Origin of the sequence: Xenorhabdus sp. SGI240 (assembly GCF_040081915.1) — a bacterium.
Classification (GTDB): domain Bacteria; phylum Pseudomonadota; class Gammaproteobacteria; order Enterobacterales; family Enterobacteriaceae; genus Xenorhabdus; species Xenorhabdus bakwenae.
In genome coordinates this window covers 84997-100795 of the sequence record NZ_JBEBMB010000003.1, presented here as the reverse complement: position 1 = coordinate 100795, position 15799 = coordinate 84997, and the positions used below count along the sequence as shown (strand labels likewise).

10 protein-coding genes are annotated in these 15799 nt (G+C 43.0%); 8 read left to right on the top strand and 2 right to left on the bottom strand.

Annotated elements, in window-relative coordinates; all coding sequences use genetic code 11:
- Window positions 1–67: 67 nt before the first annotated feature.
- The gene (locus ABLA76_RS00910; protein WP_348986515.1) at window positions 68–823 is read right to left on the bottom strand and encodes an FNR family transcription factor; all 756 of its coding nucleotides are present in this window, start codon (window positions 821–823) and stop codon (window positions 68–70) included.
- A 264-nt stretch (window positions 824–1087) separates the two neighbouring features.
- Here ABLA76_RS00910 and ABLA76_RS00905 point away from each other — a divergent pair, with 264 nt between their 5' ends.
- Together ABLA76_RS00905 and ABLA76_RS00900 are read left to right on the top strand one after the other, a co-directional pair.
- A complete protein-coding gene (locus ABLA76_RS00905) occupies window positions 1088–1975 on the top strand; it encodes a DmsC/YnfH family molybdoenzyme membrane anchor subunit (RefSeq protein ID WP_348986514.1) in 888 nt (295 codons plus the stop codon).
- Between the two features lie 468 nt (window positions 1976–2443).
- Window positions 2444–4387 carry a pyridoxal-dependent decarboxylase gene (locus ABLA76_RS00900; RefSeq protein WP_348986513.1) on the top strand — a complete coding sequence of 648 codons (1944 nt, stop codon included), beginning with the start codon at window positions 2444–2446 and terminating at the stop codon, window positions 4385–4387.
- 156 nt (window positions 4388–4543) lie between these two features.
- On the opposite strand, the gene ABLA76_RS00895 is transcribed toward ABLA76_RS00900, so the two are convergent.
- A complete protein-coding gene (locus ABLA76_RS00895; RefSeq protein ID WP_348986512.1) occupies window positions 4544–5323 on the bottom strand; it encodes a class I SAM-dependent methyltransferase in 780 nt (259 codons plus the stop codon).
- A gap of 302 nt (window positions 5324–5625) precedes the next feature.
- Between ABLA76_RS00895 and ABLA76_RS00890 the strand changes: the two genes are divergently transcribed.
- The 6 genes from ABLA76_RS00890 to ABLA76_RS00865 all read left to right on the top strand — a co-directional run bounded on the left by ABLA76_RS00890 (window position 5626) and on the right by ABLA76_RS00865 (window position 15798).
- Window positions 5626–6447, top strand: coding sequence for an intradiol ring-cleavage dioxygenase (locus ABLA76_RS00890; RefSeq protein ID WP_348986511.1), 822 nt, complete (start codon window positions 5626–5628; stop codon window positions 6445–6447).
- A 343-nt stretch (window positions 6448–6790) separates the two neighbouring features.
- Entirely contained in the window at window positions 6791–7042 is a 252-nt protein-coding gene (locus ABLA76_RS00885) for a phosphopantetheine-binding protein (RefSeq protein WP_053014242.1), read from the top strand.
- Window positions 7035–8189 (top strand): acyl-CoA dehydrogenase family protein, encoded by a 1155-nt coding sequence (locus tag ABLA76_RS00880; RefSeq protein ID WP_285810782.1) that lies wholly within the window; start codon window positions 7035–7037, stop codon window positions 8187–8189. The genes ABLA76_RS00885 and ABLA76_RS00880 overlap by 8 nt, the downstream gene beginning before the upstream one ends.
- 85 nt (window positions 8190–8274) lie before the next feature.
- Window positions 8275–9897 carry an amino acid adenylation domain-containing protein gene (locus ABLA76_RS00875; protein ID WP_348986510.1) on the top strand — a complete coding sequence of 541 codons (1623 nt, stop codon included), beginning with the start codon at window positions 8275–8277 and terminating at the stop codon, window positions 9895–9897.
- A complete protein-coding gene (locus tag ABLA76_RS00870) occupies window positions 9890–14563 on the top strand; it encodes an AMP-binding protein (RefSeq protein WP_348986509.1) in 4674 nt (1557 codons plus the stop codon). The genes ABLA76_RS00875 and ABLA76_RS00870 overlap by 8 nt, the downstream gene beginning before the upstream one ends.
- Entirely contained in the window at window positions 14560–15798 is a 1239-nt protein-coding gene (locus ABLA76_RS00865) for an ACP S-malonyltransferase (RefSeq protein WP_348986508.1), read from the top strand. Before ABLA76_RS00870 ends, ABLA76_RS00865 begins: the two co-directional genes overlap by 4 nt.
- Window position 15799: the final 1 nt, after the last annotated feature.

The following is a 15799-nucleotide window of genomic DNA, read 5'->3' as shown; positions in this document are numbered from 1 at the left end:
ACTATAACAGGATAAGAGTAAGCCAGATCAGAAAAATACAGTGATCTGGCCTAAATTTTAACTAACGTCAGGATGCATTAGCTGGGGACTTGCCAGCCAACACAGTCAATTTATTCATATCTTCAATCGCAATATACTTACCTTTGACCGCTAAAATTCCATTTTTCTGGAAGCGGCCAAGTAGGCGACTAATTGTCTCAACAGTCAGCCCTAAGTAATTACCAATGTCACCGCGTGTCATGGTAAGGCGGAATTCACGCGGTGAGAAGCCGCGTTGTGAAAAGCGGTGTGACAGGTTGTAAATAAAAGCAGCCAATCTCTCTTCTGCGTTCTTTTTGGAAAGCAGCAGGATCATTTCCTGGTCACCTTTGATTTCTCCACTCATCAAACGCATCATTTGCTGGCGGAGATTAGGCATTTTTCCAGAAAGGTCATCCAGCGTTTCAAATGGGATTTCACATACCATTGACGTTTCCAAAGCTTGGGCAAAGCTTGGATGTTCAGTATTAATGATGGCGTCAAATCCAACTAAATCACCAGCAAGGTGGAAACCTGTAATTTGTTCATCGCCTTCTTCGGTAATGGTATAGCTTTTGATGGTCCCAGAGCGGATGGCGTAGAGTGATTTTAATGCATCACCGGCCTTAAATAACGTTTGCCCTTTCTGGATAGGTTTCTTACGCTCAATAATGTTATCAAGCTGATCAAGTTCATGTTCATTTAAGGTGAAAGGAATACAAAGCTGGCTAATGCTACAATCCTGACAGTGGATTGCACAACCACCAGATTGAATCCGACGAATAATACGTTTTTCCGGGATCATAGGAAATGCTCATTAGAAGTGATTGATATGTGTAAATTTAACACATTTAGGTTGCTCTGATAAGGGCAAGATACTGCCATTAATCGTAGTATTTATCATCACTAGTGGAAAAATAAATTTTTTTTGTATTAACGTTTAACTTGTGTAAAATTTTAGCCACTCAAGATAATATCTTGATAAAACTGAAATTTAATTAATTATATATGGATATAATACGCGTTGATGATGTTATTTGGTTACAGATAGATAGAATAGGGTTGTGGCATGAGTGAATGGTCATTAATTGCATTTACAATGATAGTACAGAGTTCAGTGGGGCTTGTATTGATGAGCGGGCTTTATACTTACTGGATTAGGCATGAGTTAAACACATGGCAACATTCAGTGACTATTTTAGTGCAAAAAATATTACTAAGAACATTACTAGTCAGTAGCGCATTGGCTGGGATAGGGTTAGTTGCTTCTTTGAACATTATAGAATACCCATTTAGTGTTTATCACACATTGCAAAACATAATACATGAATGGGTAAACATAGAAATATTTTTTGCTGTCATCTATTTTGGTTTGCTGGTCTTATATACACTTTTTTTTGTGATTACAAAACGCGCATATGTTTATATTATGCTGGCAATTGGGGTTATTGGTTTAATTGACCTTTATTATATGGCAATTATTTATGCTAATAGCGCCATGATTACTTGGGCAAACATTAACACCTATTTTTTATTCTATAGTGCAGTATTTACATTAGGGCCTGCATTGGCGCTGTTATTTATTTACTATCCATTAGGAAAATATCTTCGAGGAATATTGCCGATCAAATTAGTGATGGCCGCTTTGCTGGTTGTTTTCATTAGCGTTACCATACGACTGATTGAGCAACCCGCCTATATGGAGTGGCTATCGGAAATCACAATCGTTAATGATAATGTTATTTTTCCACATCAAGCTGAATTCAATATCAAAAGCGCCTTCGGATTAAGAATGCTTTCATGGTGTTTGTATATTATTGCGATGGTAATCTGGACTTACTCCCTATGGAAAGCAAAGGATAACCTATTGATTAATAATAACTATTACATTATCATTGGAGCAGCCATCATGTTTATTGCTGAAGTAATCAATCAATATACATTTTTTATTATGTGAAACGTATGATAGATAATTCATACTATTTCAATTTATTATCCTAACTCTTTTCACTCTCCTTTCGACAAAATGCAAACTGTGACAACGTCACGGTTTGCATTTTGCATTAAAGTGACTTAATTTATAATTTCAATAGAAATATTTTCGGTGAAATACTAAATGGGATTATTTTCATTTCTTTGTGGTAGCGCACAAATTTAAAGTCAATTATTAACTTATAATTAATATTATAAGGATTATGTTTTATATCCATATAAAATAGATTTATTCGATATAATATTGCAGAATGCTTTTTATGCAATTGTGGTGATCGAAAATCAAGCAATTATTTTCAGTTAGTTATTGTGGGGGTTTTATAACCTCCGCAAGACATTTGTCATTAAAATAGAAAATAAAAAATCCATTAATAATTTTATGAATATTTGATTTAAGACAAGACAAAAAAATCAATTAAAAGGTTACATGATCATGACTAAACCATTTCATCCTAATTTAAATGTAGATGCATTGTTTTTGGGACCAAAATCAGAAAACGCTGTTTTTTTTAGAGAGATGATGGATTATGCAGTGAGTGAACATTTACATTGGCGTTCAGGTTTTCATCCCGAAGATTCAACGTCAGTCACATCCGTTGCTCGCTATGAGCATAACTATAGAGAAACGCTTTACCGTACAGAAGGGATCTTAAATCAGCTGTCAGCAAAACTGAAAAACACATCTATTCCTTTCTTTTCCCCTCGTTACCTTGGTCATATCAGTAGTGATACCTTAATGGTTTCTAATCTTGCCTACGTTATGGCCATGATGTATAACCCGAATAACTGTAGTTATGAAGCATCCCCGACAACAACAGAATTAGAGCTTGACTCAGGATTAGATCTCTGTCGCATGTTTGGTTATGACCCGCAGAAATCCTGGGGGCATATTACTTCTGGTGGCACAGTAGCTAATTATGAAGGTCTATGGGTAGCCAGGAATTTAAAAACATTGTCTTATGCGATATCTCAACATCCTAAAGCAAAAGATCTCATCGAACATAAAACGTCCCGGCAATTGAAAAATATACCCACCGCTGAACTTTTGGATCTTATTACCGAACTGCAAAAACGTGGACTGTTTGAAGAAATTCGCGATATGACATGTCGTGGTACAGGAGTTAAGGCGGAAATTCTAGGCAAATTACTGGTCCCACAATCCAAGCACTATTCTTGGATGAAAGCTGCAGATATTTTTGGTATTGGTCAAGAAAACATTATTCCATTACCTGTAAATGAGAACTATCAAACTGACATTGCCCAAATGCGGAAAATCACCTTTGAATTAATTGAACAAGGTGAACCAATCCTGGCAATGATTGCGGTGGTGGGAACAACTGAAGTGGGGGCCATTGATCGGATTGATGAAATCATTACGTTGAGGAAAGAGTGTGAGGAACGTTATGGTGAGTCATTCTATATTCACGTTGATGCTGCTTACGCAGGATATGCGTGTTCCATGCTCCTGAATGAGCGGGGAGAATTTGTAGAATATGATGAACTGGCCAGTTACCACCGTTCGGTGGGGATCATGCCAGAAAATATCAGTTGGCCAAAACCGGAAGTTTACCAAAGTTTCAAGGCATTGAAAGAAGTAGACTCAATTACTGTGGATCCGCATAAAGTTGGCTTCATTCAATATGCAGCGGGCGCTGTCTGCATGAAAGACAAGCGTATTCTCGAATTGATCTCTTCACATGCAGCATATGTGTTTGAAGACCATGATGATAAAACAAATACCATCAATCGGGGAATTCTTGGTTCATCCATCATGGAAGGTTCAAAATCAGGAGCAACAGCCGCGGCACTTTGGGCTGCTCATCGTCTGTTACCTTTGAATATTAATGGATATGGAAAAATAATTGCTGCTGGTATCGTCACAGCACAAAGGTTGTTGAATAAACTGGCAAACTTACCGCCAATAGAAATTGGTAAACATCGATTTGAAGTACATATCTTTCCATCCCCTGATTTCCATATGATCAACTTTACGTTCAAAGAAATTGGTAGCGAAAGTCTGAGCAATCACAATGCGCTTAACAAGCGTCTATACGAGCTTTGTTCATACTCCACAGGGCGTGCTTATGCCAATGATTTTCTCACATCATCAACCATATTAGATTATAAAGAATATGGTGATACACCGTGGCACTATGCAGAGAAATGTGGTTTTAGCCGTAGTGAATGGGAGAAAGTTCGCAATATCTATGTACTACGAGCTGCGGTAATGACTTATTGCTTACGCAATGAAGAACACTTTGAAGAGTTTTGGCAGCAACTTCAAGCTATCTTTGTTAAGAAATTGAACCAGATTCTTGATGAAGAAGAGAAAAAATCTCGGTTAAGATTAGAACCAAGTGTACCATTTATTGGTTAATAAACCTGGATGTTCATCGGAATTATTTAACTAATTGAAAAAAGAGCTTATATTTACCTAAGCTCTTTTTTATTTCAAAATTCATATTTCTCCGCTATTCGTAATTTATAAATTCATATTTTTCAAAATGTTAATGATTTTATCTCCGCTTATCCTTTATTTTACTCCTATCCATACAGTCCAAAAATCTTCCTCAACGATATCCGTATCATTACCCAGCGATTTTTCAATATGCTTGATTAGATAAGCTATCTCTTCATCACTTAATTCATGCAATATAGAGCGTCCTTTACGCGCCAGAAGCTCTGAGGCTAATTGTGAAAAATTCTTATAGACAGTATATTTTTCCAAAAGAGAAAATGCTTTAACTTGTTTAAAACCAACTGATTGTAAGCCATCAATCACTTCAACCTTGTCTGGTCTGCGTTGATTTTCAAAATTTCGCAGGTGAGGATAAACGTCGAAGAGATAGCCACGAATATGTTCGGGTGATCCAGGAAGTTGGATATCTTGCATAGTTCTGTCCTGCAAGATATATACTCCGCCAGAACGCAATAAGCGATAAGCTTCGGCAAAACAAGTGTTTCTATTTTCTTGATTAATATGGTGAATAAGTGCTCTTTCAAAGATAACATCTTGACTACTATCAGGTAAACCAGTGCAAAGAGCATCACCCTGTTTGATAACGATATTTGGCAAACCTTGGGTATTTTCCGCTGCATCAGACAGCATCTGCGGGGAAAAATCAACGCAAGTAACTTTTTTAGCTCCCATTTTTTGCCATGCCAGAGAATAAATACCTCCACCACAACCAATATCCGCGATTTCCTTATCGCATGGATCCACCAGCTTCTGCATTAAATCGAACCATTCTTGTTGAGCTTCACGACCAAGATAACTATGTCTATTTTCTGGAGAATTAAAGTTGATTGGCATAATAGTTAACCTCTATGATTGTGTTTTTGTAACTTATCAATTGATAATAGGGCTTACACCTAAAGAAACACCTAATCCCATTAAAATGATACCAATGATACATTTGGGTTACTGACATTGACAATTGATAGACTTCAACAAACTTTACAATTAACACAATTGGTTGTTTTATGTGAACCCATTATCATTTAATATCAATGTGATACATAATTTAGTTCTGTTTAAAAAAGAGGAATTTATATATATTCAGACATCGTCTTGCTATATAGACAATAATTAAATGGCCTATAAGGAGCCACTTTATGAAAAATGAAAGAAGACTTTTTCTGAAACAGGCAAGTATTACTGGTGCAGCATTCTCATTATTGCCTCTGGTTCCAGCAGGAGTTTTTGCCTCTTCACATAATCAATCAAAGAAAGAGGATAGTATTGATATCGGCGTTTGCGAAATGACTCCAGAGGAAATGTCAGGGCCATATTTTATAAATAACAAATTACTGAGAAGGAATATAACAGAGGATGAACCAGGAATACCTCTTTTATTGACAATGAAAATCATTGATTCTGTAACCTGTAAACCTCTACATGATATCCTTATTGATATATGGCATTGTAATGCAATGGGAAAGTATTCAGGTTGGAAATACATCAATCCAGACCTTGAGGCTCCATCTAGTGATATAGGAACAATTTCGAGAACTGATGAAAGCACATTTCTTCGTGGGTCACAAAGGACAGACAAAGAAGGCATAGTCAGATTCACCACAATTTTCCCCGGTTTTTATGCTGGAAGAGCTATACATATTCATTTATCAGCAAGGAATGCGAATGTACAAAAAAGACAGGAAGATAAATTCTATTTTGTAGGCCAACTATATTTCCCCGAGGATATATCTAAAGAAGTCATGAGTGATGATATGTATTCTCCAAGGGATGTTAATAGGCTTAAAAATGAAGATGATTCCATATTTTCTGGCGTTAAACATAGGGCTGCAATTTTGACAATAAAAAAAATAGGTGATAATCCTTTGGATGGATTACATGGAAAGGTAGTTTTATCTATTAATAAAGACAATGTGTCTAAAAAAATAACCCCTAAAGACTTGGCTAAATACACGGTGTAGGTGAATCTAATTTAGGAAAAAGCTTCCTTAACCAGAATACGTTTGGGGCCACGTCTAAACGTGTTATCGCACACGTTTTGATTTTTATTGTGTCGTTATCTTTTTTATTATATAAAAAAGATGTTAATGTAAGTTAAATTTATGTCTGATTGAATGTGTAATTTTGTTATTTTTATTTGGGTGATTACACGCCTTTGCGGTAGCTATGTTTATTGGTTATAAAATCCCAATAAATAAATATGGGGACAAACAAGATTAATAGGGAAATTATTACGTTTATATTTAATTTAATTAATAAAAATTATCTTGATAAGGTAAATGAAAATTGATAAGGGAAGTCGTTATGAATATATCTGAACGTAAAAATCAGGTATCTGAATATTTCTGCAAACTTTCGGGTAAGCAGGATTTAGGTGATACTGTTAATATTTTCGATACCGGTCTAGTTAACTCTCTTGCTGTTATCCAGTTAATTGCTTTTCTGGAAAAAAACTTCAGGATTAAAGTAGAAATTGATGATCTTGATAATGCCAATTTTTCCAGTATTGAAGCAGTTTGTCATTTTCTGGATAAAAAGGTGGCAGCAAATGTTTAACCGTTTTCTATCATCTGCACAGCAAGAATGGTTACAGATATTTGAGCAGTTTTCAGCATCAAATATTGCCCCTTATGCCGATGAATGGGATCTTTCTGAAACCATGCCTGACAGTGTAATAGAGCAATTGGCACATAACGGTTGGTTAGGCGGATTAGCGAAAACAGAACATGGCGGTCTGGGATTTGATGCGACGACCTTCGGGTTGCTGAATATGGCGATTGGTGCCGGAAGCGGCTCACTTACCGGCCTGCTCAATGTCCATTCGATGATGTTAAAAACCATTGAGGATTGGGGCACTCAGGAGCAGCAACAACGCTTTTTAACGCCGTTGGTCAAAGGTGAAATTATCGGTGCTTTTGCCCAGACGGAGGTTTCCGCTGGCGGGGATTCAAAAAACCTGACCACCCAGTTTGAAGATTGCAGCGATGAGCTAAGTATTCACGGGCAGAAAAGCTGGATTACGTTTGCTCAATCCGCAGATCTGTTTCTGGTCTTCGGCAAATATCAGGGATTAGATACGGCGGTTTTGCTTCCCGCAAATACACCGGGGTTAACCGTCACAGCTAAGAAAAACATGCTGGGGTTCAGGAGTGCTCATCTGGCAATGTTAGATTTCAATGACTGCCGGGTTCCGAAAACTAATATCATCGGGAAACCCGGTTTCGGACAAAATCTCATTTCTAACAGTGCGCTGGATTACGGACGCATCAGTGTGGCCTGGGCTGCGGTAGGTATACAGCAGGCGGCCCTATCTGCGTCAGTACATAGAGCCAGTTCCCGCTCTACTTTTGGTTCATTCCTTGCAGATCAGGGCATTATCCGAGGCTATTTAGCGGAAATGTCCGGTAGTCTGCTTGCCTCCCAACTTATCTGCCTGTCAGCGACAAAAACCAAAGAAGCCAAAGATGAAGATGCGCTTGAGCAGATCCTTCAAGCCAAACTTTTTGCATCCCATGAAGCGGGTGTGAGTGCGGCAAAAGCGGTTCAAATCCACGGTGGTCACGGTTGCGATGAAATCAACGGTATCAGCCGCCTTTATCGGGATGCCAAGATCCTGCAAATCGTCGAAGGCAGCAATGAATTGCAAAAGATGCTGATCGGCAAACAGCTCTGTACCCGATACAGCCACCACGCTCATTCATAAGCCGCTCTCCAATAACGTCTATTCCACATCACAGAATATTTTATCTGATATCCGCCCGTGGCATTGATCAGAGGATTCCTGCGTCATGAAAACAGGTCGATTTATAACTGATTATTTCGCAAGTACAGCGAGAGATAACCCAAACTCTGCGATACGCTGGGGAAAAGGCAACACCTTATCCTGGGAGGCTCTATATCTGAGAGCAAAACGGCTGGCGCATCATCTCATATATGAGTGGGAGCTTCGTCGGGGAGAATGTGTCGCCATTGGCCTTGAACGCAGCCCGGAATTTTTGGTTGCGGCCTATGCGGTGTTATTAGCCGGCGGAGTTTATTTTCCGGTCGATGCGAAAACTCCAGTGGCTCGTCTGTCATCTATGTTTGCAACGGCTCGCTGCCGTCTTGCTTTCTGTGCGACCGATAAGGTCAGTTTATTCAGTCATATAGACGATAAACTGGTATTGATTCAGCGTGATCAGTTGGAAGAGATAACCACACAACTGAGTTCAGATTCCCCGCTGAATTTGCCTCAGTTACAGGCGACTGATCCGGCGTATTTAATTTTTACTTCTGGTACGACGGGTACGCCTAAAGGAGTATTAGTCAATCATGGTGCGTTTATCAATCGGCTAGAATGGCATCAGCGACACAGTGAACTAGTGGATACCGATATCATCCTGCAAAGAACGGCACTGATGTTTGATGTATCGCTGTGGGAACTTTTTTTGCCTGCCCTGAGTGGGGCAAGCCACTATTTACTCCAGCCGGGGCTGGAATCTTACCCCATAGCCATTGTAGCGGCGTTGGCTGGCGAAAATATTACGGTGGTTCACTTTGTTCCCAGTCTGCTCAAGCCGGTTTTGCAGGAACTTAAGAACAGTGATATGCCGGATGGTCTGGAATCTGACCCGCCATTAGCCGATTTGCGCCAAGTCTATGTGAGTGGGGAATCTCTGCCCGCCAGTCTGGTAACACAGTTTTATGAGATGTTCAGTTCCCGCTGTCGTCTGACCAATTTATATGGCCCGACGGAAGCCGCCATTGACGTCAGTTTTTATGACTGTGAAGCAATTCCGTCAAATATTATCCCGATTGGCCAACCGCTTACCGGATGTCAACTTTACATCGTAGACCCGGATACGCGGGAACTAAAGGCAGAATCAGAAACCGGTGAAATTGCCATTGGCGGTGAGTGTCTGGCTGAAGGTTACTGCAACCGTCAGGATTTGACCGATAAGGTTTTTGTTTTTCATCCTGAACTTCAGCAGAGAATTTATCTGACCGGCGATCTTGGATGGTATGAACAGGAACGCGGGTTTTTCTGTCAAGGCCGGAAAGATACACAGGTAAAACTGCGTGGATTGCGGATTGAACTGGGCGAGATAGAACATCACTTACTCAATTATCCCGCCATTACTGAAGCCGTTGCCTGTGTCGTTGAAGATAATGGACAAGAGCTGTGGCTGGTGGCTGCTATTGTCGCGGGGCAGAAAGAACTGGAACCACAGGCGATCAGGCAATTTCTTGCCGCACAGATGCCTGCCTATATGTTACCCGCCCGCTATTGGCAAACCGGGCAGTTACCACGCTCCAGTTCCGGCAAGCTGGATAGGAAAGTGATCGCGCAGACTATACGGGAACGTTTTTTCACGCCGTCGGGTTGTACACAAAAAGAGGGTACACAAAATGGCGGCGCTCACCATGAATAATCAGTCCATTTTTGAATTAACCCGCTCACAGCAGGCCATTTTCCAGATGGGGCTGTTCAACCTTGCCGGAAGCCAGTTTTATTTTGGGGGTATCGCCCGTTTTAAAGGGGATATTGCGCTGGAACAGCTTGTCCGTGTTGCCGACATTATCCGTAATACATTGGATGTGTTTCGTATTGGTTTTATGAATAAACCGCAGGTGGAAACCGGAATTGTCGGCGTTGAGTGGTGCGGTATCCGGCATGACGGCCCGCAATCAGAAGTGGGGAGAGTGGATTTCAGCCACTTTCCCGACCCCAAAAAAGCATTTGAACATTGGGCACAACGTCAGTTACGGATGGAAGAAGATTTATCCCTCACACCAATCCGGATCTTTGCGGTGCGCTTTCAGACTGATCAGTCAGGGTGGTTTGTTAAAATTCATCATGCGGCGCTGGATGGCATGGGTTCGGCGTTATTGCAGCATCAACTGATCAAAGTGCTGGAGCAGGAGAGTGCAAGTTCAGCAACGGAACAACATGACTCTTTTTTATTTACGATTCTTGCTGAAGAAGAACAGAATTACGAGCGTTCCCGGCGGATTAATAAGGATAAAGCCTATTGGCAACATCTTTTTGCTGAAAATTCATCAGCAGATGCACGAAAAATATTCAGCCGTTATCCGATCGGTGATTATCGTGGATTAGAAATGAGTTCAATGCGGATAAAAGCCACAATAACGCCCTATAAGAATGAAATATTGTGCCGGTTTAAAGACCGTGGTGAGTCCATTTTCAGGCTGTTTTTCACCGCAGTGGCCTGGATTCAGATGGTGGTCGAAGACGGTAACTGTGCATTATTGCAGGCACCTGTTGTCAATCGCTGGAGCGAAGAGGCAAAAAAAGCAGTCTCAATGGCTGTCGCACCGGTTCTGCTACCGGTGTTTCGTCAGACCGGGCAGACTGCGGTCGATTGTTATCAACAGCTGAAAAAACATCTGCAAAAAGCCATTACCCATTCACGTTATGCGCCGGCAACTCGCTGGGGAGAACTGGCCTCAGCAGACTGGAAACGGGTGATTCCGGCATTCGGGGTTTCCTATCAGACAGGAGAATTCCAACAAGAGGCGATGGGTGCTGAGGTATTGCTTGAGCACATGCAGGCGGTTGAATCGCTGTTCGCCTCGATTCACATTCATGATCGTTTTGAAAAGGGTTACTACAGGCTTGAAGCGGATTTTCGCAGAATATGGTCGCCTGAGCAGTGCCACGCATTCCTGCAAACCGTACTTGACTGTGCAACCGATATTGCACTTGAAATCACGGAGCAGCAGAGCCTGACAGATGAGAATGATGAGCAACGTATCCATCAATCTGTTACCACGCCAATAGGTGTCCACTTACTTAACGCATTTGAATGGCACGCAGACAGCACTTTATTTAAGAGTGAAACCACATTTAAAACCGAAACAGCATCCCAAGCGTTCACCTATCGTCATGGGTTACAGTGGATTCACCGGTTTAGTGAGCAGTTACATGCTATGCAGCCTGAACATCAACCAGTGTTAATTCTGGGCAGGCGTACCCCGGAAATCGTTCTGTCTTACCTGACCTGCCTGATTAAAAATATCACTGTCGTTCCTGTCTGCCCCACAACAACCCCGTCGGAAAGGTTATCAACGATTATCCGCAATTCGGGGGCTTCCCTGTGTATTTATACCGAGGCTGATCGGGAGCTGGCTGAAACGCTGAATTTGCCTTCGTTACGGGTTTCTCTGCAACAACAGAACGCTGTGCAGGCACAAACAGAAACGGCATGGCGTGCTGAGGTTCAGTCACAACCGCCATCCGGTCACCCGGCGTATATTCTGTATACCTCCGGCTCGACAGGAGAGCCGAAAGGCGTTGCTATTTCTGCCATTGCGTTGGCTAATTATGCACTGGCTGCGAAAACTGCATATGCAGATGAAACATCGTTTAATGCACCGTTGTTTACCTCTTTTGGCTTTGATCTGACGCAAACTGCCATCTTAGTGCCGGTTCTGTCCGGTGGATTTATCCAGACGCACGAACAGGATATCCGCGATAATCCTGAACTGTTGCTCACGCTTCTCGCTGACAAATCCCTGACAGGGGTGAAATGTACGCCATCCCATCTTGCTTTGCTGATTGAGCAGGGCATTGAAACTGACGGGCGATCTCCGCTGACGTTTATTGTCGGCGGGGAGAATCTACCTGTTTCGCTGGTGAACAATGCTCTGAACTGCCTGCCATCAGGCAGCCGGATTATCAATGAATATGGGCCAACGGAAGCAACAGTCGGCTGCTGTACTTATGCGTTAAGTGATAACGCAGGCGATCTTGAAAACAGCCAAAACACAGCGGTGGCTGTTATGCCGATTGGTACAGCGCTGGGTAAAGCGGAACTGTCGCTCAGGGACAGTTGGGGGCAAAAGATACCCCGTGGTTTTCAGGGGGAAATCTGGATCAGCGGGCCGATACTGGCAGAAGGTTATCTGAATGATCCATCTCAGACAGCTGAGAAATTTGTCTCTGGTGCAGATGAACAGCAGCGCTGGTATCGCACGGGAGATCTGGGCGTACAGGACGCACGGGGCATATTTCACTGCATTGGCCGTATTGATGATGAATTTAAGGTGCGCGGTCATCGGATTCATCCATTGGAAATCGAGAAAGCGGTCACAGACGTGTTGATTCAGTCCGGTCAGTCAGAGGATCACAACTGGCAGCTCAAGGTGCTGAAACTGGTGATCAACACGTCGCAGGGTCTGGCTGAAACGGCAAGTACCGTTAAAACGGAAAGTATCGTCTTATGCAGCAATTATCCGCTTCCTTATGATTCGCCTGAATTTCAGCATAAATTAAAAGAAAAAATAGCCGAATCCTGGTTGCCGAACCTGTATTGCACGGTGCAACCCTGGCCGATGAATGCTAACGGTAAGGTGGATATCGGGCGATTAACCCGCGCCGCTGAAATCAGCTATCAGTCATTGACTGAGTTACCCAATAAAGATTCAGTCGATAAAAAAGCGCATCAGGAAACAGAGAATTATCCTCTTCCTGATTGGCTGGATGAGGAATTTCTCAGACCTATCTGGCCTCAGTCTGTGGATTTGACCGCTTCATTTTTTGAGCTGGGGGGTGATTCAATCAAAGCCATTCGTCTGGTCGCATTATTGGCGAAAAAAGGGGTTAAGCTCGGTATGAACTCCTTGCTGACTTCAACAGCATTGGGTCTGGTGCTGGCAAATGCCTGCGCTGAATCATCCGTACAGACAGAAATATTACAACAAGAAGACGCGCCGGAGCAACCGGATGCCAACTGGCTGCGTTATTTACCCGCTGTGCGCTGGTATCAGCAGCAATGCTTTAAATATGGTGAGCAGCTACAGCAGGGCGTTGTGCTTGAAATCACCTCTGTCTTATCTGCCGAACAGATCAATGCCGCAATGATGGCGGTGAAATCCAGACATAAGATTTTCTCTCTCAGGGCTAATCAGGATCTTAGTGAACTCTATTTTTCACCTTCGGTGCAGACCGCAGGGAATATCGGAAACTACTGCAGGGTATTGGCATCAGATGAGTCTCTTGAAGATCGGCGCAAACAATTGCAGGGTGAAATTTGTCTGGCGAGCCGACCCAGCGTGCATGAGGTCGTATATGACCCACGAGTTAACAAGCACTTTCTGATTTTGCTTTGTCACCACCTGATTTGCGATGTGCATTCGTGGATTTTCTTATTGGATGAGTTAGATCAGGCACTCAACCCTCCAATGGCGGAAACGGACACTTTTGCAGAAATAGAGTCGGAACAGGGGGCATTTCTGTGGGGTAAGTGGCTGGCAGATAAGCTGTCTGTAGAAAACATCACGGATATGTCCGGCTTATCTCAGGGCAATTCTGCCGTTCAGCCCGCTATCACATCGATTACGCTGCCTTTATCCATTTCTGGGGCTGACTTCCGGTTACTGGAACAGCGCAAAAAAGCTGAACGTTCGCAGCTGATTGCCGCAATATTACTGGAAATACTCGCAGAAGGCGGCCTGTTACCTTATAAAGTCAACGTGTTATTTGAAAATCACGGGCGTTTATTTACCGAAGCCGGAATGCCCGCAGGCTGGAATCTGGCAATGGCAAATGCGGTGGGCTGGTTTACCGGTTTCCAGTTGCTGCGTTTTAATGTGAATTCAAATCAGTCACTGAGCTTTTTACAGCGGCTGAAATCCCAACAATATAAAGATAAAGCGGACTGGAAGAAACAACTGGGGCTGAGTAGCACGGCAGAAAGGGCGCTGATCAGTATTAATGATATTGGTTCTGGCCTGAGTGATAATGACAGCAAAGAATGGCAGCACATTAATTTAATTCAATCCCTTTCCGGTGGTTTTCTTCATCCTGACGAAAAGAGCGTGGCGGATTTTGACATCCTGATCCATGACCGACCGGCAACCGGTTCTGTTCTGCTCGAACTGCGGCTGGGCATTCCTGAGGCCAATACCGAGGATGCCCGCAATTACCTGACACAAATTAATGATCGATTATCAGAATGGTGCCGTTCTGAAGAGGCATGTGCTGGTCAGGTTCGTTCACTTATCCCTGCAGATTTTCCTTTCAGCCAGCTCTCACAATCGGAACTCGATTTCATTATTCATGGAGCCTCAGAATGAGAATATCCCTCGATTCTGCCAAAACCGTATTTCTGTTTCCCGGAGTGGGCGCGCAGCAACCGGATATGTTTGCAGAATTCAATACCTATCCCGAATACCGTGCATGTCTGGAAGAAGTTTCAGAACTGTCGCAGGTTGATCTGTTTGATGTGATTCATGGCAATCGTCGTGACACACTGAAACAGGTGCGGGTGGCGCAGTTAGCACTGACAGCAACCACTGTGGCGATTGCCGGTATTCTGCGCAGGCATTGCGGGCTGGTGCCTGAATTTATGATGGGGCACAGTCTGGGGCAATATCCGGCACTGTGTGCGGCAGGTTATCTAGATTTAGCAACATTAACAAAACTGGTGAATTTTCGTTCCGAAGTGGTGGCAGCCTGCGCGCGTCATTATCAGCAGGGCGATATGTGTTGGGTTTTGCATATTCCTGCCGAGGTTGTTGTACAAGAGGTGAATAAAGCGCGCTTGGATGAGGGTATTGCTATCTACGTATCTGCCACTGATGCGTTTGATCAAGTTACTCTCTCCGGCGAGATGGCAGATATCCGGCGTTTCGCCCCACGGATGGAGACATTGGGCGGGTTACTGTTTCCACTGAAAATCGGCGGGCCTTTTCATTCTCCATTAATGGCTGAAGCGAAGGAAAAACTGGATATGTTGCTTGATTTTCTGCCATCATCAAACCAGCAACACAGGTTATTTTCCCGTGTCGTCTGTAATGTCAGCGGTGTGGAATTAGCCACAGAGGATCTGAAAACGTCCATTCTGCAACACCTTATTTCGCCGGTGCAGTGGCTGCCGGGGCTGCAATATGTTGCACAAAACGGAGTGACCCGTTATCTGGAAATTTCCCCTAAAAATGTGCTGGGTTACCTTACCGAACGTTCGGCATTACCCATGCGTCCGCTATGGACGTCTGATGAGATGTTCACCGCTGTTCAGGCATTGAATTGCAAAGAGAGCAGGCTGGAACAGTTTGTCAGATACTGCTGTTTCCACCTTTACAGCACGAAGCTGCCTGCCATAACCGCTCCAGCGGTGATAGAACAGCTATCCCGTATCCGGCTGGAGGCCAGACAAACAATTAAAAATGCCAACATAAATATGGAAGAATGCCATTCCCTCTGTCAGTCCACACAGCAATGGCTGGAACTTATAGAGGCAAGCAGTAACCGTTCCGCTGATACGGAAAAAACAAAGTTGCAGGCGCTCTTTGATGCGGTCAGGAGTTGAC

Excerpts from the sequence above, each read along its gene's own strand:
- ABLA76_RS00910 (WP_348986515.1), bottom strand. The coding sequence starts at position 823 with ATGATCCCGGAAAAACGTATTATTCGTCGGATTCAATCTGGTGGTTGT.
- ABLA76_RS00905 (WP_348986514.1), top strand. The coding sequence starts at position 1,088 with ATGAGTGAATGGTCATTAATTGCATTTACAATGATAGTACAGAGTTCA.
- ABLA76_RS00900 (WP_348986513.1), top strand. The coding sequence starts at position 2,444 with ATGACTAAACCATTTCATCCTAATTTAAATGTAGATGCATTGTTTTTG.
- ABLA76_RS00895 (WP_348986512.1), bottom strand. The coding sequence starts at position 5,323 with ATGCCAATCAACTTTAATTCTCCAGAAAATAGACATAGTTATCTTGGT.
- ABLA76_RS00890 (WP_348986511.1), top strand. The coding sequence starts at position 5,626 with ATGAAAAATGAAAGAAGACTTTTTCTGAAACAGGCAAGTATTACTGGT.
- ABLA76_RS00885 (WP_053014242.1), top strand. The coding sequence starts at position 6,791 with ATGAATATATCTGAACGTAAAAATCAGGTATCTGAATATTTCTGCAAA.
- ABLA76_RS00880 (WP_285810782.1), top strand. The coding sequence starts at position 7,035 with ATGTTTAACCGTTTTCTATCATCTGCACAGCAAGAATGGTTACAGATA.
- ABLA76_RS00875 (WP_348986510.1), top strand. The coding sequence starts at position 8,275 with ATGAAAACAGGTCGATTTATAACTGATTATTTCGCAAGTACAGCGAGA.
- ABLA76_RS00870 (WP_348986509.1), top strand. The coding sequence starts at position 9,890 with ATGAATAATCAGTCCATTTTTGAATTAACCCGCTCACAGCAGGCCATT.
- ABLA76_RS00865 (WP_348986508.1), top strand. The coding sequence starts at position 14,560 with ATGAGAATATCCCTCGATTCTGCCAAAACCGTATTTCTGTTTCCCGGA.